Below are 21812 nucleotides of genomic sequence, written 5' to 3'. Positions count from 1 at the left end.
TGACCGCATGGATGGAGAAATAATCATGGATTATATGATTGGTATCGATCTGGGGACGACTTCTACAAAAGCCGTCTTGTTCGATGATCAAAACCAAGTGGTGGCTCAGTCCAACGTTGGCTATCCGCTCTATCGTGATGAAGCGGACATGGCCGAAGAAGATTTGGAAGAAATCTTCGTTGCCTTTACAAACGCTTTAGCTGCGGTTGTCCGCAAGGCTAAGTTGTCAGAGGGTAATAAGATTGCTGCCGTTTCATTCTCATCAGCAATGCACTCATTGATTGCATTTGATAAGGATTGGAAGCCATTGACTCGAGTAATTACTTGGGCCGATACGCGTGCCGTTCATTATACCGATGAGCTCAAGGCTTCTGGGCAAGGAATGGAAATCTACCAAAAGACTGGAACGCCAATTCACCCGATGGCACCTTTGTCAAAGTTACTTTGGTTAAAGAACGACCGTCCGGAAATTTACAAGAATGCTGCGCATTACTTGGGAATTAAGGAATATTTGTTCTTCCGTTTGTTTGGTGCAAACAAGATGGATATTTCGATTGCTTCAGGAACTGGTTTGTTTAACATCTTCAGCTTGGACTGGGATGACCAGGCTTTGGAAGTGACCGGTGTGACAAAGGACCAGTTGCCAGAGACCGTTTCACCTTATGAATATGAAACGAACATGAAGAGCGATTACGCAACGGTACTTGGTCTTCCTGCTGATACACCGTTTGTTTACGGTGCTGGTGATGGACCATTGTCAAACCTTGGGGTGGACGCAGTTCAGCCCGGTGTAGCAGCGATTACGATTGGTACTTCTGGTGCCATCCGTGTTGTTTCTGACAAGCCCGTTATCGATCCAAAGGGCCGGACATTTACCTATGCCTTGGATAAGGATCACTGGGTAGTTGGTGGACCGGTGAACAACGGTGGGGATGTCTTCCGTTGGGCTCGCGACAACCTCTTTGATGCCGAAAAGTCAACGGCTGCTTTGCTTGGCCAAGACGCTTATGACTTGATGACGGAAGTCGCTTCTAAGATTCCAGCCGGTTCTGATGGTTTGCTTTTCCATCCTTATTTGGGTGGTGAACGAGCACCAATCTGGGATGCCAATGCGCGTGGTTCATTCTTCGGTTTGAACCACTCACATACCCGTGCCAACATGATCCGTGCCGTCCTTGAAGGAATTACCTTCAACGTCTACATGGTGTCATTGGCCCTAGAAGAAGTGGTTGGCTCATTGAAGTCCATTCAAGCCACTGGCGGCTTCGCTCGTTCACCGTTGTGGCGACAAATGTTTGCGGATATCTTTGAACAACCCGTAACAGTCCCACAAGCCTTCGAATCAGGTGCCTTGGCAGCCGTTGTGGTTGCACAAAAGGCCTTGGGACAAATCGATGATTTGTACGAAATTTCAAAGTATGTTGGTAAGTCAAATACTTACCAACCAGATCCAGAAAACTTTGAAGCTTACCGTGAACTAGCCCCAATCTTTATTCGTTTGTCACGACAGTTGCAAACTGAATATGATAACATTGCCGACTTCCAGCGCAAGCACATGAAGTAAGGCACAGAGATAATAGGAGTAGAGGGCCGCTGGCCTTCATATGGATAAATGGAATTTGTTATGTTATTCGTGTCCATCTTGCTCTTGCTGATTTTGATCACCAAGTTTAAGTTGAACACCTTCGTATCGTTGGTCATTACGGCCTTCGTTTTGGCCCTCTTGTTGGGCATGAACCCTTCAAAGATTCCAGATGCCGTCTTAGGCGCGCAAGGAATGGGAAACATCCTGGGTTCTAACGCCGTCATCTTCATCTTTGGTGGAATGATTGGTCGTTTGGTTGCCGATGCTGGTGGATCTTACCGAATCGCCAAGACGTTGATTGCTTGGTTCGGTTTGAAGCGGTTGCAATGGGCAGTTTTGCTGGCTTCATTTATCATTGGAATTTCAATGATCTTTGGAGTTGGAATGGTTTTGTTGATCCCAATCGTCTTTGCGGTTGCGATTGAAGCCGGTGTGCCATTGCTTTACCTTGGAATTTCAATGACTGCTGCCTTGTCATCAGCTCAAGGATTCTTGCCACCACAACCAGCACCAACTGCTGTTGCCTCACAATTGGGTGCTAACATCGGTTTGATGTTGTTGGTTGGTTTGTTCGTATCAATCATCACGGCTGTGGTTGCCGGACCACTTTTCACTAAGTTGGCCCAAAAGTATGCACCAGATGCTTTCCAATTCAAGGAACACATCGAAGCCGTTGGTGACGTCAAGGAATACGACCTAGACAAGTCACCAAGCTTTGGGATGTCTGTTTTGACTTCTGTCTTCCCATTGGTCTTCATGATTATCGCTACGATTTATAAGTTGGTTGTTTCAGGTGGTAAGGCACCGGCTAACCCTGATGCCTTCTACCGCGTAATTGACTTCTTGGCTAACCCAGCCGTTGCGATGACCATTTCATTGGTTTTGGCCATCTTTACGATGGGTCTTGGCCAGAAGCGGACCATGAAGGACGTTGGCGCATCTTTGAATGAAGGAATGAACTCCGTTGCCGGTATCTTGTTGATTGTTGGTGGTGGTGGTGCCTTGCGTGGTGTCTTGGTGACATCAGGAATGTCAAAGCAAATCGCTGACTTGTTCCAATCATCTGGTTCAATGTCACCCGTGACAATTGTCTTGTTTGCCTGGGCAGTGGCTTCATTGCTTCGAATCGCCGTTGGTTCTGCTACAGTTGCCGGTATCACGGCCGTTGGGGTTGTGAACGGTATCTTGGCTGCTAACCCACATGGTGACTTGCTCTTGGTTTTGGTAGCTTTGGCTATCGGTTCTGGTTCATTGATTGCATCACACGTTAACGATGCTGGTTTCTGGATTTTTAAGGAATACTTTGACCTAACTGTTAAGCAAACTTTCCAAATTTGGACGGTACTAGAAACAGTAATTTCAATTACTGGTTTGATTATTATCTTGATTTTGACGGCGCTGTTCGTTTAAATATTTTAAGACTGCTGGTTATTAACAACCGGCAGTTTTTTTGTATAATAGAGTTGCAATCTGTAATCATTCTGGTACAATAGTGACCATTGGTAGAACACTTACGAGTGGTCACTTTTAACAAATGCATGGAAGGATATTATGAAATCTCATAAAATTGGTTTACTACAGCTTGTTCTTCTCGGACTAGGGTCTCTAATCGGTTCCGGTTGGCTCTTTGGTTCTTGGGAAGCGACACGGGTCGCAGGACCTGCCGCAATTATCTCTTGGGTAATTGGGGCGGTTGTGATTGGTGTGATTGCCTACACGTACATCGAATTGGGAACAATGTTCCCACAGTCTGGGGGAATGTCAAAGTTCGCTCAGTATACCCACGGTTCACTCTTGGGCTTTATTGCTTCATGGGCGAACTGGGTCTCATTAATTACTTTAATCCCTATTGAAGCGGTGGCTGCTGTTCAGTATATGTCAACTTGGCCATGGAAATGGGCGAACTGGACGCACCACTTCCTCAGTAATGGTCAAATTACGACACCAGGTTTGTTAGTCGTCTTTGGCTTCATTCTTATTTTCACTTTGTTGAACTACTGGTCCGTGACTTTGTTGACACGCTTTACTTCAGCTATCTCATTCTTGAAGATTGGGGTACCGTTGTTAACAATCTTGATGTTGACTATTTCAAGTTTCCACCCCGGAAACTATGGTTCAACTGTTCATCAGTTTATGCCTTACGGTACGGCACCAATCTTTGCTGCCACAACCGTTTCTGGAATTATCTTCTCCTTTAACGCTTTCCAAACGATTATTAACTTTGGATCGGAAGTTAAGGACCCAACCAAGGATATTTCACGGGGAATTGTTATTTCACTTGGAATTGCCGCCATCTTGTACATCTTGATTCAATCAACCTTTATTACGGCTATTGAACCATCAGAAATTGCAAAGTTTGGTTGGCACGGAATCGACTTCCAATCACCATTTGCCGACTTGGCGATCTTACTTGGTTTGAACTGGTTATCAATTCTGTTGTATACGGATGCCTTTGTTTCACCATTTGGAACGGGTGTTTCCTTTGCCGCCTCAACGGGTCGCGTTTTGGCCGCCATGGCAAGCGACAAGCACATTCCTCAATACTTGGGTAAGATTAATGAAAAGTATGGAATTCCACGAATGGCTATGGTTACCGATGCAATCTTATCGATGATTATGGTTTCGGTCTTCCGCTCATGGGGAACCTTGGCAGCCGTGATTTCAACGGCAACCTTGATTGCCTATTTGACTGGTCCGGTGACGGTCATGTCATTGCGAAAGATGGCGCCGGAATTTAACCGACCATTTAAGTCAAAGAGCATGAAGTACATGGCACCATTGGCCTTCGTCTTGGCTTCATTGGCCACTTACTGGGCAATGTGGCCAACCACAATTGAAGTTATTTTGATTATTGTTCTTGGTTTGCCATTCTACTTCTTCTATGAATGGAAGCAGGGCTGGTCATTTGACCGTGCCAAGGCACAACTAAAGGGATCTTCATGGTTGCTTTGGTACCTTGTTGCCTTGTCAATTGAATCTTATATTGGTTCACACCAATTTAATGGAATTGGCTTGGTTAAGTACCCATTGGACTTTGTCATGATTATCATCGTTGCCCTAGGCTTTTACTTCTGGGGAACCGGATCACGCTTGGTTACCAAGCATTTTCGCCGGGCAAAGCGTATCAATGATACGGTTGAAGTCGACTAACGTGAACTTTAATGTTCGTTTAAAGAAAAAGAATCGGATTTATCCGGTTCTTTTTTGTTTTTATTTTATAATATTCTGAATAAAAGGGTCTAAATGAGAAGATAATTTTAATGAAAATGTTGTATCAATAGGGGTTTGACATTTAAATGAGAAAATGTTAATATTTTTGATAGTTTCTTAAAACAAAAAATTTACATTGGAGATTTGCCTATGTCAGAGAAAAGTGGGATGAGCGGTTGGTTCCGCCGAGCTGATCCATCCGCATTTGAACAAAGTGATGCCCATCTAAAGAAAACTTTGGGTGTTAAAGAAATGTTGGCCTTGGGGGTTGGAACGATTGTTTCAACGGCCATCTTTACCTTGCCAGGTATCGTGGCGGCTAACCATGCCGGTGCGGCCGTGACTTTGTCATTCGTCGTCGCCGCCATTGTGTCTGGTTTGACGGCCTTTGCCTATGCGGAATTTGCTTCGGTCTTGCCATTTGCTGGTTCCGTTTACTCATGGGCAAACGTGGTCTTTGGTGAAGTCTTTGGTTGGATTGCCGGTTGGGCTTTGTTGGCAGAATACTTTATTGCCGTGGCCTTCGTTGCCTCAGGTTGGTCAGCCAACTTCCACCAATTCTTGGCAAACTTCGGTTTGTCTTTGCCAAAGGCCCTAAACGGATCTTTTGCAGCCGGTAACGGTGGTGTGATTGACCTCTTCTCACTTTTGGCGGTTTTGATTGTGGCAACCCTGCTTTGGAAGGGAACCAACACCACTGCTAAGGTTGAAAATACTTTGGTTGTTTTGAAGGTTTTGGTTATCTTACTCTTCATCGTGGTTGGTGCAACAGCTATCCATCCTTCTAACTATGCTAACTTCATTCCTGCCCACAAGGCCGGTACAACATTTGGTGGTTGGCAAGGAATTTCAGCTGGTGCCTCACAAATCTTCTTGGCTTATATTGGTTTTGACTCCATTGCTGCGAACTCAGCCGAAGCTAAGAACCCACAAAAGACAATGCCTCGTGGAATTATCGGTTCTTTGTTGATTGCGACGGCTTTGTTCGTGACGGTTGCGATGGTTATGGTTGGAATGTTCCACTATACTGAATATGCTAACAACGCAGCGCCTGCTGCTTGGGCTTTGGAAAAGGCTGGACATCCAGTGGTTTCAAACGTCTTGTCAGTGGTTGCCTTGGCTGGTATGTTTACGGCGATTATCGGCATGATGTTGGCTGGTTCACGTTTGCTTTATGCCTTTGGTCGTGATGGTTTGCTACCAAAGTTCTTGGGTGACGTTAATGGTAAGGGATTGCCAAACAATGCTTTGCTTGTTTTGACAGTGATTGCTGTCTTGGTTGGATCTGTCTTCTCATTCAACGAATTGGCTGGTCTGATTTCAGCAGGAACTTTGATTGCCTTTATCATGGTTTCAATCGGAGTTTATGCCTTGCGTCCTCGTGAAGGCAAGGACTTGCCAAAGCCAGGCTTCAAGATGCCTTGGTACCCAGTTTTGCCTGCCTTAGGTGCAGCTGGTGCCGTTTACATCTTCTGGTCATTGGATGTTCAAGCACGTGTTTACGCCGGGTTGTGGTTTGTTTTGGGCTTGATTGTCTATATGGCCTATGGCTCACGCCACTCACGGATTCATAAGTAAAAATTTTAATAGATTTTATTGAAAGCTCGGGATTTTCCCGGGCTTTTATTGTATAATGATTAAAAATAAATGAGAGAAAGTGCCGGAGGCGCCTATGAGTAAGAATCAAGACATTTTAGCAAAGGAAGATCAAAGTCGAAATGAGTCTGCCCGCATTAAGTACTTTGACTTAGTTGTGGACTCAGCTAGTGGTGCAACGATTACGGATGCTGACGGTAAAACTTATTTGGACTTGTTGGCTTCGGCCTCAGCGATTAACTTTGGCCATTGTCACCCGAAGGTCGTTCAGGCGATTAAGGACCAAGCTGAAAAATTGATTTTGTATACGCCGGCTTACTTTGCCAATACGACGACCGCTGCCTTGCTAGACCGGTTGTCACAAATCACACCTGGAGACTTTCCAAAGAAGGTGGCGCTAGGCAATTCTGGTTCAGATGCCAACGAAGCGGTGATTAAGTTTGCCCGGGCCTATACAAAACGGCCCTATGTGCTGACCTTTACTGGCGCCATGCATGGGTCGACCTTTGCTGCAGCGACGGCTTCAGCAATCTCCTTGAACCAGGTTCGCAAAATCGGACCGTTGATGCCCGGCTTTTACAAGGCACCATTTCCGGATTCTCATGCTCGTTTTGAAGGTGAGTCGGACCACGATTTTTCAGTGCGAAAATTCAAGGAATTGGAACAAATCTTTGAAAGTTATGTGCCGGCTGATGAAACGGCCGTCATTTTGATTGAACCAATTCAGGGTGATGGTGGCATCGTGAAGGCGCCACAAGAGTATATGGACATGCTTTATCAGTTTACCCGTGACCACGGGATTGTCTTTGCGGTTGACGAAGTGAACCAAGGACTGGGCCGGTCAGGAAAAATGTGGTCGATTGATCACTTCGGCATCGTGCCTGATTTAGTGGCGATTGGCAAGTCGATTGCTTCTGGGCTGCCACTGTCTGCTGTCGTTGGCCGGGCCGAAATCGTTGACTCACTAGCTGCTCCCGGTCATTTGTTTACTACCGGGGGAAACCCGGTGGCGGCCGCGGCGGCCATGGCTGGTTTGGATGTCTTGGCAGAAGAAAACTTGGTCGAACGGTCGAAAACAATGGGGGACCGGGTCCGTGATTACTTTGACAGCGCCCAAGAGCGGTTTGCTTGTCTTGGTGATGTGCGGATTTATGGTCTCGATGGCGGGATTGATATTGTTGGGCCCGATGGTCAGGGTGACAGCCAATTAGCCAGCCAGATTATTTTCCGCCTTTATGAGCTTGGGGTAGTGATGATTACGCTGCGGGGCTTCATTTTGCGCTTTCAGCCACCTTTGGTCATCACCGATGAGCAATTGAACCAAGTCTTTGATGCCTTTGACCAGGTCTTTGCCGAAGCGGATGCAGGGACTCTGCCAGACCTACCAAAGGACCGAGCAATTGGCTGGTAATCGCCTAGTTTCCCCTGAAAAAATTGTGTTATAATTGACCTTAGCAACTGGATATGCAAAGTAATTTAGTCCTTTTAGCAAGGTGTTGGTTGATGAAAAGCACTAGGGCGGTGACTTTGTGCTCCCAGTGAATGATGCCGATGAATCGGCCGCTTCCGAGCGTTATCAGGATTTTAAAGGTAAAGATTGCAAAGATCATTACAAATAGCGGTGGTACCACGGTCACGCGTCCGCTCTTTGTTTTGGTCTTTTTTTGTTTTTATCATGATTAGAGGAGATTTCATGAAAGAATTGTCATCAGCCGAAATTCGGCAAATGTTCTTAGACTTTTTTGCTAGTAAAGATCACTTGGTTGTCCCACCCAAGTCATTAATCCCAGACAATGACCCATCATTACTCTGGATTAACTCAGGGGTGGCCACTTTGAAAAAGTACTTTGATGGCTCTGTTGTCCCACCAAAGCCAAGGTTGACCAACGCCCAAAAGGCCATCCGAACCAACGATATTGAAAACGTTGGAAAGACGGCCCGCCACCATACCCTATTTGAAATGATGGGGAACTTCTCGATTGGTGATTACTTCAAGGAAGAAGTGATTCCTTGGGCCTGGGAATTGTTGACGTCCCCTGAATGGTACGGCTTGGACAAGGAAAAGCTTTACGTGACGGTTTACCCAAAGGACCAAGAGTCTCGTAAGATTTGGGAAGAAAAGACTGATTTGCCAGCTGGCCATGTCTATGAAGTCGAGGATAACTTCTGGGATATTGGGGAAGGACCTTCTGGACCCGATTCTGAAATTTTCTACGACCGTGGGGAAGCCTTTGCCGACTTGCCAGCCGATGATCCTGAAATGTATCCTGGTGGTGAAAATGAACGGTACCTGGAAATTTGGAACATCGTTTTTTCACAATTTAACCATTTGCCTGGTTTGACGGATAATAGTACTTACCCTGAATTGCCACATAAAAACATTGATACGGGGATGGGTCTTGAACGACTAGTTTCTGTCTTCCAAAACGGTCGCACAAACTTTGATACGGATTTGTTCTTGCCAATTATCCATGAAACGGAAAAGTTGGCCAACGGCTATCACTATGATGAAACGAAGGATACGACTGAAAACATTTCCTTCAAGGTGATTGCTGATCATATTCGTGCCATTTCATTTGCGATTGCTGATGGGGCCAAGCCAAGTAACGAAGGACGCGGTTATGTTATCCGCCGTTTGTTGCGTCGGGCCGTCTTGCACGGACAAAAGCTCGGGATTCAAGGTGACTTCTTAACCAAATTAGTTCCGGCCGTCATCGGGACTTTGGATTCTTATTACCCAGAATTGAAGGAAAACCAAACAACGATTGAAAAGACAATCTTGGCAGAAGAAAAGCGCTTCAATAAGACGCTGAAGGCCGGTTTGTCACTTTTGGATGAAGTGATTGCTGAAGCCAAGGAAAAGGGTCAGAAGGGAATTTCTGGAGCCGATGCCTTTAAGTTGTCAGATACGTACGGTTTCCCAATCGAATTGACGGAAGAGCAGGCCGAGGAAGCTGGTTTGTCAGTTGACTTGCCAGCTTACGAAGAGGCTTTGCAGGCACAGCGTGATCGTGCCCGCGCTGCCCGCTCAAACGACCATGCCATGGGTGTTCAAAATGCCGCTTTGACAGATTTGCAGGTACCATCAACCTATGTCGGTTGGACGGATAAGGCCGTCTTGGGTGCCAAAGTCGTTGCGGTTTTGGTCCATGATGAAAATGGTGTTGCGCAGTTAACCAATGAAGCTCATGCTGGGCAAACTGCCTGGTTGGTCTTTGATAAGACGCCTTTCTACGCGGAAATGGGTGGTCAGGTGGCCGACTTTGGTACGGTGAAAGACCAGCAAGATAACATCTTGGCCGAAGTGACGGATGTGCAAAACGGACCAAATGGGCAACACATCCATACTGTCCAGGTTTTGGCCGATGTGCAGGTTGACCAGGTAGTTGATTTGGCGATTGATTTGGATCGCAACCGGGCCGTCTCATTGAACCACACGGCCACACACATGTTGGACCAAGCCTTGCGCAATATCATTGGTGGGGATGTCCACCAAGCCGGTTCATTAGTGGAACCAGAATACTTACGCTTTGACTTCAACCATGAAGGCCCAGTGGACCAGGCAACCTTGAACCAAATTCAAGACCAGGTGAACGAACAAATTGCCAAGAACTTGCCAATCACTTGGCAGGAAATGTCGATTGACGAGGCCAAGAAGGTTGGTGCCGTGGCTGTCTTTGATGACAAATACGGGGACACCGTTCGAGTTGTTTCCATTGGTGATTACAACCAAGAATTCGATGGGGGAACCCACGCTGAATCAACGGCAGAATTGGGTGTCTTCAAGATTGTTTCCGAATCAGGAATTGGTGCTGGAATTCGCCGAATTGAAGCCTTGACGTCAATTCCGGCCATTACCCGCTTTGAGGCCGAGGAACAGACCTTGGCCGCGGTAGCCGCTAATTTGAAGGTGCCAAACCTGTTGGCCGTCAAAGACCGAGTCGAAGAAGTCCAAGCAGATTTGAAGGCAGCGAACCAACAAATTGAAGCCTTGCAATCACAATTGGCTGCCTTGCAGGCTGGTGAGTTGTTTGCCAAGCCAGAAGAATTCGGTGATTTGACTGCGGTTGTAGCCCAGGTTAAGGTTGAAAACGCACAGGGATTGCGTCAAATGGCCGATGTCTGGCGCGATAAGGCTGCATCAAACGTCTTGGTCCTAGCTGCTGCAATTGGGGAAAAGGTCAACTTGTTAGTGGCCGCTGATAAGACTGCCAATGCTGCTGGTGTGAAAGCCGGGGATGTTGTCAAAGCTATTGCCCCAACTGTTGGCGGTGGCGGTGGTGGCCGCCCTGATTTGGCTCAAGCCGGTGGAAAAGACCAGGCCAAAATTCAAGAAGCCTTGGATCAAGCAAAGGCAATTTTGGCACAAAAATAACTAACTAGACCAATTTGCCTGACAGTTTGGCCAAGTTGTGTTAGACTAACTTTAACTCACGGACTGGTGACCAGCATTTTCTGGGTTACCGTGGTAAACTAGAGTTACGCGAAAGTTAGATTTCAGAAAGAAAGGAGTGTGTGCGATGACTGTAAATGATAAGACAGCAATTTTTGATTTTGGTAACCAAGCGCCCAAAGATATCCATGAAACGATGGTTTTGGTATACGCTGCATTGGAAGAAAAGGGCTATAACCCAATCAACCAAATTGTTGGTTACCTGATGTCTGGTGACCCGGCTTATATTCCTCGCCTTCATGATGCCCGTAACTTAATCAAGCGACATGAGCGCGATGAAATCATCGAGGAGCTCGTGCACACCTATTTGAATAAGTAATGCGGATATTAGGACTTGATGTAGGCTCAAAAACTGTTGGTGTAGCGGTTTCTGACCCAATGGGCTGGACGGCTCAAGGGGTCGAAATCATTCGCATCAATGAGGACGAAAAAGTCTTTGGATTAGACCGTTTGGGTGAAATTATTCAAGAAACGGGGGCCAAGGCCGTTGTTTTGGGTCTACCTAAGAATATGAACAATACTGAGGGACCGCGGGCGGAAGCTTCACGGGCCTATGCGCAAATGGTGGAAGAACGTTTTTCTTTACCAACTGACTTTCAAGACGAACGGTTAACGACTGTTCAGGCGGAACGGATGCTGATTGAAGAGGCGGACGTTTCCCGTAAGAAACGCAAGAAAGTGATTGATAAAATTGCGGCCGAGTTTATCTTACAAAACTATTTAGATGCAAACGGCAAGCTAACGAAGCTTTAATGATTCGTTGCTAGGCCAATTAAGAGAAATAAAGGATTTTTTATGGCAAAGCAAAACCCAGAAATCGATAAGATTACCTTGGTTGATGAAAACGGTGACGAAACTTTATACGAAGTTTTGTTTACGTTCCACTCAGAGGAATTTGATCGTTCATACATCTTGTTGGTACCAGATGGTGTCGAAGAAGATGAACAGGTTGATGTTCAAGCTTACATCTTTAACCCAACAGAAGATGGGGATGCAACAGAGGAAGACTTGTTGCCAATCGAAGATGATGCAGAATGGAACATGGTCGAAGAAGTATTGAATACTTTTTTGGACGATGATTCAAACTTTAATTAAGCAAAAGACAGCCAGGATTGGCTGTCTTTTTTGTTTTGAAAGCTGGTTGCTTTTTTCAAAAATATTGCTTGCCAGAGATTATATTCGGTGATAAGATATTAACAAGCAAATATAAGTTGCAATCCTTTAAAGCCGACCGGAGAGTCGCTAAGGTGGAAAATGCAACAAGGCAATGGCCGGTGAAGACCGACCCCTGGGCGAGACCCTGGATAGCCTTGTTAATAAGGGGACGGTCTAAAGTTCTAAGCACACGCAAGGATCCCAGACCACCTCCACCACTGACGCTCTGATCGCAAGATCAGGGCGTTTTTTATTGGAAACTTTGCAGCCAGAAGCAAAAAGGGGCAAAAAGATGACCAATTGGGAAAACTGTTTAGACCTTGCTGACTTGTCAACGCCGGCATTGCAAGAACTAATTGATTTAGCCGCGGCTTACCAGCAAGGGGCTAGCGCACCAGTGCTGACCCGGCCGGTATACGGCGCCAACCTCTTCTTTGAAAATTCAACTCGAACCAAGACATCCTTTCAGATGGCGGAAAAGAAGCTTGGTATCGAATTAATCGAGGTGAACCCAGCCACGTCATCCGTTCAAAAGGGTGAAACTTTGGCTGACACGGTCCGGACCTTGCAAGCGATTGGTATTGATTTGACGGTCATCCGCCACAGCCAAACCGGTTGGTACCAGGACTTGGTCGAAAACCCTTATGTCAACTTAGCGTTGGTGAATGCCGGTGATGGGGCGGGTGTCCATCCTTCCCAGACCTTGCTTGACCTGCTGACGATTCAAAATGAATTTGGCCAAATCAAGGGCCTGAAGGTCGGCATTATTGGCGACTTGGCCCACTCCCGGGTGGCCAAGTCCGATGCGAAAATTTTAAAGGAGTTGGGGGCCAGCCTCTACTTTGGTGGACCAAAGTCTTGGTACAGCGAAGACTTTGATGACCTTGGTACTTACGGTGAGCTGGACCAAATCTTACCTGAACTAGACGTGGTGATGATGTTGCGGGTTCAGTTGGAACGGTTTGACGAAGCGAACCGCGATGCCTTTACAGCCGTTGATTATTACCAGCAGTGTGGTTTAACAGCGGATCGCGCCAAGCTCTTGAATGAAAAGGCCATTATCATGCACCCAGCACCGGTGAATCGCAATGTCGAAATTGCTTCAGACTTGGTTGATGGTGCAAAATCACGAATTTTCACCCAAATGAAAAACGGTGTTTACGCCCGAATGGCCATCTTAACGAAGGTCTTGCAGAGTCGCGGCTTGATGGAGGAAACAAAATGAGAACATTAATTAAACATGCCGTTATCAATGGCCGCTGCCAAGACATTTTGATCCAAGATGGGCAAATTCAAAAGATTGCCCGCGGAATCGAAACGGCCGCCGATGAAGAAATTAACGCGCAGGGAGCTACTGCCATTCCCGGTTTGATTGATGTTCACGTGCACTTCCGTGAACCCGGTTTGACTTACAAGGAAACGATTGAAACTGGGTCACACGCGGCCGCTCATGGTGGCTTTACGACCGTAATGACTATGCCAAACGTGAAGCCGGTGGTCGATACCGTCGACAAAGTTGCGGCCCAGGTTGCTTTGAACCAGGAAAATAGCCTGGTCAAGATTGCCCAGTATGGTGCTTTATCAGCCGACCTCGTTGGCCAGGGGGCGGCTGACCTAAAGGCGATGGCTAGGGCCGGTGCGATGGCCTTTTCCAATGACGGCCATGGTGTTCAAGATGCTCAAACAATGCTGGAGGCCATGAGAGCGGCCAAGGCTGCTGACCGAGTAATCTCAGCGCACCTAGAGGATGATAGCTTGATTCAGGGTGGGGTCATCAATGCGGGTCCAACGGCTGACCGGCTCGGCTTACCGGGCATGACAGGTTTGTCGGAGTCAACCCAATTGGCGCGCGACTTGGTAATGGCCAAGGAGACAGGCGTCCGCTACCACGTGGCACACATTTCAACTAAGGAATCGGTCGCCCAGGTGCGCTTGGCCAAGCAAATGGGGCTAAACGTCACAGCCGAAGTTTCACCCCACCATCTCTTTTTGGATGACGGCATGATTGAAAGCGACAATCCAATGTTCAAGATGAACCCACCACTTCGGTCAAAGGAAGACCGATTGACTCTGATTGCGGGGCTGCTGGATGGCACGATTGACATGATTGCAACCGACCACGCGCCTCACAGCCAGGAAGAAAAAGCTGGTTCGATGCACGATTGCTCATTTGGCATTGTGGGCTTGGAAACGGCCTTCCCACTTGTCTATACCCACTTTGTCAAAAGTGGCCTGGTCGACTTGGAAACGGCTTTGAAGTGGCTCGTCCAAAAGCCAAAGGAAGTCTTTGGCTTGGAAAATGCCGGTGAGTTGCTGGTAGGTGACCAAGCGGACATCGCGTTGCTTGACTTAATTCATCCCTACCAAATCGACCCAGAAAGATTTGAATCAAAGGGGAAAAACACCCCATTTACCGGCCAGGAAGTTTACGGCAAGGTCTTAAAGACCTTTGTGGATGGCAACCTGGTTTATCAAGCAAAGAAGGAGTAAGGCAATGCAGGGTTACTTAGTATTGAAAAACGGTTCCGTATACGCCGGTGAGCGTTTTGGTGCCGACAAAGATTTGTTAACAGAAGTCGTCTTTTCAACTGGGATGACGGGTTACCAGGAAACAATGACTGACCCATCATACTTTGGGCAAACGATGGTCTTTACTTACCCACTGATTGGTAATTACGGCATTAACCTCGACGATAACGAAGGTGCCGGCAGTAAGCCCGCCGTCGATGCGATTATCGTCAAGGATTTGGCCCGTCGCCCAGCCAACTTCCGTTCAGTGATGACCTTGGAAGACTTTGCCAAGGAACAAGATTTGCCAGGCTTGACTGGCATTGACACGCGCAAATTAGCTAAGGAAATTCGAGACCACGGTTCAATGCCCGCCGTCTTGGTATCAGAATTAAATCAAGAAAAGATTGACGCTCTCTTTGCCGAGGATTATCCATCACTCTTGTTGGCTCGGGCCAAGAAGGAAGCGGCGATTGAAACCTTTGCGGGTGCCGTTGATGGACCAAAGATTGCCTTGCTTGACTTTGGCCTCAAGGGCTCAATCGTTAAGGCCTTGCAAAAGCGCGGCGCAACCGTGACCGTCTTCCCAGGAGAAACACCAGCTTCGGTGATTGAAGCCAGCAACCCGGACGGGGTTTTGCTATCAAATGGCCCTGGCGATCCAACCCAGTATGGTTATGCTTCGAAGACCATCTTGGAATTGCAAAATCGTTATCCAATCATGGGTATTTGCCTTGGACACCAGCTCTTTGCCATTGCTAACGGGGCCAAGACTTACAAGATGAAGTTTGGCTACCGTGGCTTTAACCACGCCGTGACGGATGTGGACCACCAACGCAAGTACTTTACTTCTCAAAACCATGGTTATGCTGTTGGCCGTGCGTCACTGGCCGGTACTAATTTGGAAGTGACCCACGAAGAAATTAACGCCGAAACAGTCGAAGGGGTCCGCTTGAAGGATAAGGAAGCCTTTTCAGTCCAATTCCACCCGGACGCTTCACCAGGACCACACGATGCCGAGTATATCTTTGACAACTTCATCGGAAAATTGATGGAAAAGAAGGGAGCCTAAGATGCCCAAGCGAAATGACATTCAGAAAATTTTGGTGATTGGATCAGGGCCAATTATTATTGGTCAAGCGGCTGAATTCGATTATTCAGGATCACAAGCCTGCCTTTCCCTAAAGGAAGAGGGCTACCAGGTGGTTTTGATTAACTCGAACCCAGCCACCATCATGACGGACCAGAAGATTGCGGACAAGGTTTACTTGGAACCAATTACCTTAGATTTCGTCAAGGAAGTCCTTTACCAGGAAAAGCCCGATGCCATTTTGCCAACCTTAGGTGGGCAAACCGGTTTGAATATGGCCAAGGATTTGGCTGATTCTGGCATTTTGCAGGAATTAGGAATTGAATTGCTGGGAACAAAGTTGCCAGCGATTGAACAGGCCGAAGACCGCGAATTGTTCAAGGATTTGATGGAAGAATTGAACGAGCCCGTGCCAGAATCACAGATTGCCACGACGGTCGCCGAGGCCCAGGCATTTGCTGAACAAATTGGTTACCCAGTTGTTGTCCGCCCAGCCTATACTTTGGGCGGAACTGGGGGTGGCTTTGCTTACTCCCAGGCCGAATTGGAAGAGATTACGGCTCACGGTTTGGAATTGTCACCGGTGACCCAAGTCTTGATTGAAAAGTCGATTGCCGGTTATAAGGAAATCGAATTTGAAGTGATGCGGGATGCCGCCGATAACGCCTTGATTGTGGCGGGGATGGAAAACATCGACCCTGTCGGCGTTCATACCGGGGACTCCATCGTGGTTTCCCCAACCCAAACCTTGTCAGACCGTGACTATCAAATGATGCGGGACTCTGCCTTAAAGATTATCCGCGCTTTGAAAATTGAGGGTGGGGTCAACATCCAAATGGCCTTGGACCCACGGTCTTTCCAGTATTACATCATCGAAGTGAACCCACGGGTTTCCCGCTCATCCGCTTTGGCCTCAAAGGCGACGGGTTACCCAATTGCCAAGATGGCCGCTAAGATTGCCGTTGGTTTGCATTTGAACGAAATTAAAAACCCCGTGACGCAGACGACCTGGGCCGCCTTTGAACCAGCCCTCGACTATGTCGTGACGAAGATTCCGCGTTTTGCCTTTGACAAATTCGAACACGCTGACCGGACGCTTGGAACGCAAATGAAGGCAACTGGTGAAGTGATGGCGATTGGCCGCACTTTGGAAGAATCATTGCTCAAGGCCGTCCGCTCGTTGGAAATTGACGAAAAGGACCTGTCCGCCGGCTATTTTGATGGCGTTTCAACGGCTGACTTGAAAGCTCAGTTGATGCCAGCCAAGGATGACCGCCTCTTTGCCATTGCTGAATTGATTCACCGGGGTGTCACGATTGAAGAAATTCATGAGATTACTCAGATGGACCTCTTCTTCCTTGATAAGATTTTGCACATTGTCGAAATTGAACAGGCGGTTCAGGCGAACCCAACTGACTGGTCAGCGATTCAGCAGGCCAAGGAATACGGCTTCTCGGATGCTTGGTTGGCTAAGTTGACCGGTAAAAGTGAAGCAGCCTTCCGCGCTTGGCGGAAGGACCAGGGCTTACTACCAACCTTTAAGATGGTCGATACGGTTGCCGGAGAATTTGAATCGAAGACGCCATACTATTACGCGACTTATGAGAATGAAAATGAGTCGATTGTGAGTGACCGTCCATCCGTTCTCGTGCTTGGATCTGGCCCAATTCGGATCGGTCAGGGAGTTGAATTTGACTATGCCACGGTTCACGCCGTTAAGGCCATCCAACGGGCCGGCTATGAAGCCATTATTCAAAACTCGAATCCAGAAACTGTCTCAACCGACTTTGCCATCTCTGACAAATTGTACTTCGAACCACTCACTTTGGAAGACGTTTTGAACGTTATTGACTTGGAACAACCGATTGGGGTGGTTGTGCAATTTGGTGGCCAAACGGCGATTAATTTGGCAGCGGATTTGGAAAAGGCTGGTGTTAAAGTTCTGGGGACCACGGTCGCTGACTTGGACCGCGGGGAAGATCGAGACGAATTTGCTAAGGTGATTGACAAATTAGCGTTACCAAAGCCAAAGGGTGAAACGGCCACCACCAAAGAAGGGGCCTTGAAGGCCGCTAACGACCTGGGCTATCCCGTTTTGATTCGACCATCCTATGTGATTGGTGGTCGGTCAATGGCCATCATTGACTCCGATGAAGACCTTAAGACCTACATGGAGCAGGCGGTTAAAGTTTCAAATGACCATCCGGTTTTGATTGATGATTATTTGACGGGGCAAGAAGCCGAAGTTGATTTAATTGCCGATGGGACTGATGTCTTGATTCCGGGTGTGATGGAACACATCGAACGGTCGGGGATTCATTCAGGTGACTCATTTGCGGTTTACCCAACCCAGCAAATGTCTAAAAACGTCAAGCAGCAAATCGTTGAATCTGCCCAGAAGTTGGCCAAGGAATTAAACGTGATTGGCTTGATGAACATCCAATATGTGATTCATGATGAAATTGCCTATGTAATCGAGGTCAACCCACGAGCATCACGGACGTTGCCATTCTTGTCAAAGGTCACGGAAATTTCGATGGCTCAGGTGGCTACCCAAATTATGCTTGGTAAGTCCTTGCGAGACCTCGGTTACCAACCTGGTTTGGTACCAGAACCAGCCGAAGTCCACGTCAAGGCACCGGTCTTCTCCTTTGCGAAGTTGGCCGGTCTGAATTCAACGGTTGGCCCAGAAATGAAGTCAACCGGTGAGGTGATGGGGACCGCACCAAGCTATGATCAGGCATTGGCTAAGGCGATGGTCGGAGCGGGACTACCAATCTTGCACCAAAGCAAGGTTTTGTGGGATTTGGCTGAAGCTGACCAGGCAGAAGGCTTAGCCTTTGCCAAGCGCTTTGCTGCCCTTGGCTTTGACTTGGTTGCTACCGGCGCTAATTTGGCCTTCTTGCAGGAAAATGGTGTGGCCGCTACGGCTGCACCAGCTGATTTACCGGCCGCAATGGCCCAAGAAGAAATTCAGGTAATGGTCAATACTTTGGACCAGGCCGACAAGGCTTTGTCTGGGGAAAGCCCAGTCCGGGCAGCAGCGATTGTCAATGAAGTCGCCCTCTTTACGGCCATGGATACAATTGATGCCTACCTGACTGTCCTCGAATTACCAGAAGAAACACACTTTGTAAAAGCATTGGGAGAATAAACCATGACGGAAATTGATTTGAGTGCCGACCTGTTTGGCCAAAGTTTACAGAGCCCATTGTTGAACGCTTCTGGCGTGCACTGCCAAACCAAAGAAGAATTAAACGACCTGGCCAATACCAGTAATTTGGGGGCGATGGTGACCAAGTCTGCCACCCTCCAAGCTCGTGAGGGAAATCCAAATCCGCGTTACCATGATTTGGCCAATGGTTCGATTAATTCAATGGGCTTGCCTAACTTGGGTTATGACTTTTACCTGGACTATGTCCTAGAAGACCAGCAAAAGCCAACGATTTTGTCGGTTGCTGCTCTGTCTGCTGCCGATGCGATTACCTTGCTAAAGAAGTTGCAGGCTTCGGATTACCAAGGGCCAACCGAATTAAACCTTTCTTGTCCAAACATTGTTGGGGAACCGCAGTTGGCCTATGACTTTGAGGCTACTGATCAGGTCTTGAGCGAGGTCTTTAGTTTTTACACGAAGCCCCTTGGGGTCAAGTTGCCACCATACTTTGACTTAGTTCACTTTGATCAAATTGCTAAAGTTTTGAACAAGTACCCATTGACCCATGTCAATACCATCAATTCCGTTGGGAATGGGCTGTGGGTCGATGTTGAAAAGGAACAAGTGGTGACCAAGGCCAAGGGCGGCTTTGGTGGCCTTGGTGGGGCCATGGTTTTGCCAACTGCCTTAGCCAATGTTCGCGCTTTGCGCCAACGGTTAAACCCAAGCATTAAGGTTTTGGGAACCGGTGGGGTGACGACTGGGGCCGACGTCTTTGCCCACATTTTGTGTGGAGCGGACTTGGTTTCGGTGGGAACTCAGGTGATGAAGGAAGGACTTGGCGTCTACGACCGCCTAGCAGCCGAATTAAAGGAAATCATGGCCGCTAAGGGTTATCAGACCTTGGACGACTTCCGCGGCCAGTTGAAAGAGCTTTAAGACTGGTGCGCGTTTGCTAGATTTTTCCAAATAATCTTGATGAGTAAATCCAACATTTTCGTTGGATTTTTTCTTTGAATCTAAACTTTGGCAAAAATTTTAGAAAGGGGTATACTAGCTATATTCTATTCACGATAAAATCATTCTAATTGTTAGGAGGCACTTTTGGCGAAGAAGCGAAAAAAGAGAAAGTGGTTTTCTTTGCCAAAGGCGAAGAAAAAACGACGGATTCATTACATGGTCCTCTTGGTTTTTGCCGGCCTGATTGGCTCGACTGTCCTCTTAAGCCAGTCGATGACGGCGAAAAAAGACCAAATTGTGATTCAGACTCAACAAAAAGAAAAGCAAATCCAAACCTGGGCACCCTATGCCCAAAAGATGCAGCACAAATACCATATTTTTGCCTCAATTTCTTTAGCCCAGGCAATCCTCGAATCGGACTGGAACCAGTCATCGCTAGCGAAAGACAATAATAATCTTTACGGGATTAAGGCTTCGGCCGACCAAGCTGGTGTCGTGGTGCCAACGAAGGAATATGAAAATGGCAAATGGATTGAAGTTGATCAAAAGTTTGCCAGCTACAAAACTTGGCAACAGTCAATGGAGGCCCATGCCCAGCTGCTCTCCAAGGGCACACAGTGGAATGCCAACCAATATGAGCATGTGATTGCCGCCAAGGACTATAAGGCCGCCGCTGCGGCTCTGGTTCAGGATGGTTATGCCACTGACCCGTCCTATGCTGAAAAATTGGTACAAGTGATTGAGCATTGGTACCTGCAGCGCTTTGATTTAGCTGAAAAAATGGGGACTGACCGGAAAAGTAAATAAAAAACACGTTTTGCCAGCAAAGTGATTGCGTTCAAGTTGGCTGTCAACGTGTTTTTTATTTGATTTAGAGTTCAATTTGTCCGAACTTTTCTTTTTGTCGGCCGAGTTTGATCAAGGCTTGACCGGTTTCGAGGCGGGCAATCTTTTTTGTTAAGCGTACCGTTGGCCATAGTAGCGGCAATTGCCGCCATTCAGCTGGGTTGACCAGGCGATGGCAAATCAGGGTGGAAAACTGTCCCAATAAAGCTGGTGGCAGGTCGAGCGGTGATTGGGAGGCAAAGGCAACGAAGAGTTGTTCCTTACGCCCTTCTCGCAAAATTTGGGCTAAGCCGTTTTGCCGGTCTTCTTGGTCAGCGGTTAAAAAGCGGTGCCCCTCATCAATCAGAAGGTAAACGGCCTTTTTCTTGTTGGCCTTTGTTTGGAAAAGCAAAAGCTGTTGCCAAGCGGCAGACATAATGGCTGCCTGAAGGGGACCGAGTTCCTTTAGTTGAGCTAAGTTGATGGTGATTTTGGCGCCATAGTTGGCTTTAGCGGCGGCTAACTGTAAGAGATAAACCAGGTCGTACTTGGTTTTTGATTGGTCTTGGTTTGGTGCAATCGTTTTCAAACGAGGGTCGCTCAAGCGGTCGGCGAGGCGGTTGATTTCTTGTTGGCAGTTGCGCGATTGCTGCTCGGTCAGTCGGTTCTGAGCTTGGTCGGCAGCTAGGTCTTGCTGCATTTGCTGAGCGAGAAGATGAAGGGGATAATCCCATTGACTGGCAAAGAGTTGTTCTTTGAGGTCAAAGAACTCCGCATTGGTATGCTTTTGTCCATCCCAGAGGGTCTCTTGACCAGCGAGGATGTAGCGGGCAATTCGTAATCCTGATTGAGCATGGCTGAGGCGGTCGGCCAAAGAATTATCCCAGTGTAGGTCGAGGGCGGCAATTAATTCGTTAGCGTTCAGTCGGCTCAGGTCAAAGAAGACGTTGTCACCCAAAATATACTTGATTTGCTGGCTTTCTTGGGCCGCAAATTCGCCAGTGGGGTCAAAAATAATTTGCCCGGCCTTGTTGGCGAAGAGTTGTCGACTAATTTGCTTGAGCGTGGTTGATTTACCGGCACCAGTTTGGCCCACCAGGAGCAAGTGCGGTGCAAAGATTTGGTCGATTGTAGCGTTAATTGGTCGCTTCAAGTAAAATGTTTTGCCAAGTTGGATTGTTGGTACTGTATCTGCCATTTTTTAACCCTTTCAGTTACTGTTAAAATAACGGAAATTGGCGCAAAAGTAAATCATGAACTGCTTTTCTTAGCACGG

General features: G+C 47.4%; 16 protein-coding genes. 15 read left to right on the top strand and 1 reads right to left on the bottom strand.

Annotation, left to right across the window (positions count from 1 at the left end):
- Nucleotides 1-25: 25 nt before the first annotated feature.
- The 15 genes from gntK (at nt 26) to BLW39_RS01420 (ending at nt 20518) form a co-directional block, all read left to right on the top strand.
- Nucleotides 26-1564, top strand: a complete 1539-nt coding sequence (gntK, locus tag BLW39_RS01490; RefSeq protein ID WP_059376201.1) for a gluconokinase — start codon at nt 26-28, stop codon at nt 1562-1564.
- Between the two features lie 48 nt (nt 1565-1612).
- Nucleotides 1613-2995, top strand: coding sequence for a gluconate:H+ symporter (locus BLW39_RS01485; RefSeq protein WP_059376197.1), 1383 nt, complete (start codon nt 1613-1615; stop codon nt 2993-2995).
- Nucleotides 2996-3136: 141 nt separating this feature from the next.
- Nucleotides 3137-4735, top strand: a complete 1599-nt coding sequence (locus BLW39_RS01480; protein WP_059376194.1) for an APC family permease — start codon at nt 3137-3139, stop codon at nt 4733-4735.
- Nucleotides 4736-4945: 210 nt separating this feature from the next.
- Nucleotides 4946-6373: an APC family permease gene (locus tag BLW39_RS01475; RefSeq protein WP_059376190.1), complete on the top strand. Its 1428-nt coding sequence runs from the start codon at nt 4946-4948 to the stop codon at nt 6371-6373.
- Nucleotides 6374-6467: 94 nt separating this feature from the next.
- Nucleotides 6468-7802: an aspartate aminotransferase family protein gene (locus tag BLW39_RS01470; RefSeq protein ID WP_059376188.1), complete on the top strand. Its 1335-nt coding sequence runs from the start codon at nt 6468-6470 to the stop codon at nt 7800-7802.
- Between the two features lie 282 nt (nt 7803-8084).
- Nucleotides 8085-10766, top strand: a complete 2682-nt coding sequence (gene alaS / locus BLW39_RS01465) for an alanine--tRNA ligase (RefSeq protein WP_059376185.1) — start codon at nt 8085-8087, stop codon at nt 10764-10766.
- A gap of 145 nt (nt 10767-10911) precedes the next feature.
- A complete protein-coding gene (locus BLW39_RS01460) occupies nt 10912-11163 on the top strand; it encodes an IreB family regulatory phosphoprotein (RefSeq protein ID WP_059376182.1) in 252 nt (83 codons plus the stop codon).
- Nucleotides 11163-11597 carry a Holliday junction resolvase RuvX gene (gene ruvX / locus BLW39_RS01455; RefSeq protein WP_059376178.1) on the top strand — a complete coding sequence of 145 codons (435 nt, stop codon included), beginning with the start codon at nt 11163-11165 and terminating at the stop codon, nt 11595-11597. The genes BLW39_RS01460 and ruvX overlap by 1 nt, the downstream gene beginning before the upstream one ends.
- A gap of 42 nt (nt 11598-11639) precedes the next feature.
- Nucleotides 11640-11939 carry a DUF1292 domain-containing protein gene (locus BLW39_RS01450; protein ID WP_059376175.1) on the top strand — a complete coding sequence of 100 codons (300 nt, stop codon included), beginning with the start codon at nt 11640-11642 and terminating at the stop codon, nt 11937-11939.
- 352 nt (nt 11940-12291) lie between these two features.
- Complete coding sequence (locus tag BLW39_RS01445; RefSeq protein WP_059376172.1) at nt 12292-13224, top strand: aspartate carbamoyltransferase catalytic subunit; 933 nt, start codon at nt 12292-12294, stop codon at nt 13222-13224.
- Complete coding sequence (locus tag BLW39_RS01440) at nt 13221-14489, top strand: dihydroorotase (RefSeq protein WP_059376169.1); 1269 nt, start codon at nt 13221-13223, stop codon at nt 14487-14489. Before BLW39_RS01445 ends, BLW39_RS01440 begins: the two co-directional genes overlap by 4 nt.
- Nucleotides 14490-14493: 4 nt before the next feature.
- Nucleotides 14494-15579 carry a carbamoyl phosphate synthase small subunit gene (locus BLW39_RS01435; protein ID WP_059376166.1) on the top strand — a complete coding sequence of 362 codons (1086 nt, stop codon included), beginning with the start codon at nt 14494-14496 and terminating at the stop codon, nt 15577-15579.
- A gap of 1 nt (nt 15580) precedes the next feature.
- A complete protein-coding gene (carB, locus tag BLW39_RS01430) occupies nt 15581-18751 on the top strand; it encodes a carbamoyl-phosphate synthase large subunit (protein WP_059376163.1) in 3171 nt (1056 codons plus the stop codon).
- A 3-nt stretch (nt 18752-18754) separates the two neighbouring features.
- Nucleotides 18755-19690: a dihydroorotate oxidase gene (locus BLW39_RS01425; RefSeq protein WP_059376160.1), complete on the top strand. Its 936-nt coding sequence runs from the start codon at nt 18755-18757 to the stop codon at nt 19688-19690.
- A gap of 165 nt (nt 19691-19855) precedes the next feature.
- The gene (locus BLW39_RS01420; RefSeq protein ID WP_059376156.1) at nt 19856-20518 is read left to right on the top strand and encodes a glycoside hydrolase family 73 protein; all 663 of its coding nucleotides are present in this window, start codon (nt 19856-19858) and stop codon (nt 20516-20518) included.
- Between the two features lie 64 nt (nt 20519-20582).
- Here BLW39_RS01420 and BLW39_RS01415 read toward each other — a convergent pair whose 3' ends face one another.
- Nucleotides 20583-21734, bottom strand: a complete 1152-nt coding sequence (locus BLW39_RS01415) for an ATP-binding protein (protein WP_059376153.1) — start codon at nt 21732-21734, stop codon at nt 20583-20585.
- Nucleotides 21735-21812: the final 78 nt, after the last annotated feature.

This window comes from Fructobacillus pseudoficulneus (assembly GCF_900108455.1).
GTDB lineage: Bacteria > Bacillota > Bacilli > Lactobacillales > Lactobacillaceae > Fructobacillus > Fructobacillus pseudoficulneus.
This window is presented reverse-complemented; position numbering and strand designations above follow the sequence as displayed.

Coding starts and splice junctions, on each gene's coding strand:
- gntK (WP_059376201.1), top strand. CDS start 26: ATGGATTATATGATTGGTATCGATCTGGGGACGACTTCTACAAAAGCC.
- BLW39_RS01485 (WP_059376197.1), top strand. CDS start 1,613: ATGGAATTTGTTATGTTATTCGTGTCCATCTTGCTCTTGCTGATTTTG.
- BLW39_RS01480 (WP_059376194.1), top strand. CDS start 3,137: ATGAAATCTCATAAAATTGGTTTACTACAGCTTGTTCTTCTCGGACTA.
- BLW39_RS01475 (WP_059376190.1), top strand. CDS start 4,946: ATGTCAGAGAAAAGTGGGATGAGCGGTTGGTTCCGCCGAGCTGATCCA.
- BLW39_RS01470 (WP_059376188.1), top strand. CDS start 6,468: ATGAGTAAGAATCAAGACATTTTAGCAAAGGAAGATCAAAGTCGAAAT.
- alaS (WP_059376185.1), top strand. CDS start 8,085: ATGAAAGAATTGTCATCAGCCGAAATTCGGCAAATGTTCTTAGACTTT.
- BLW39_RS01460 (WP_059376182.1), top strand. CDS start 10,912: ATGACTGTAAATGATAAGACAGCAATTTTTGATTTTGGTAACCAAGCG.
- ruvX (WP_059376178.1), top strand. CDS start 11,163: ATGCGGATATTAGGACTTGATGTAGGCTCAAAAACTGTTGGTGTAGCG.
- BLW39_RS01450 (WP_059376175.1), top strand. CDS start 11,640: ATGGCAAAGCAAAACCCAGAAATCGATAAGATTACCTTGGTTGATGAA.
- BLW39_RS01445 (WP_059376172.1), top strand. CDS start 12,292: ATGACCAATTGGGAAAACTGTTTAGACCTTGCTGACTTGTCAACGCCG.
- BLW39_RS01440 (WP_059376169.1), top strand. CDS start 13,221: ATGAGAACATTAATTAAACATGCCGTTATCAATGGCCGCTGCCAAGAC.
- BLW39_RS01435 (WP_059376166.1), top strand. CDS start 14,494: ATGCAGGGTTACTTAGTATTGAAAAACGGTTCCGTATACGCCGGTGAG.
- carB (WP_059376163.1), top strand. CDS start 15,581: ATGCCCAAGCGAAATGACATTCAGAAAATTTTGGTGATTGGATCAGGG.
- BLW39_RS01425 (WP_059376160.1), top strand. CDS start 18,755: ATGACGGAAATTGATTTGAGTGCCGACCTGTTTGGCCAAAGTTTACAG.
- BLW39_RS01415 (WP_059376153.1), bottom strand. CDS start 21,734: ATGGCAGATACAGTACCAACAATCCAACTTGGCAAAACATTTTACTTG.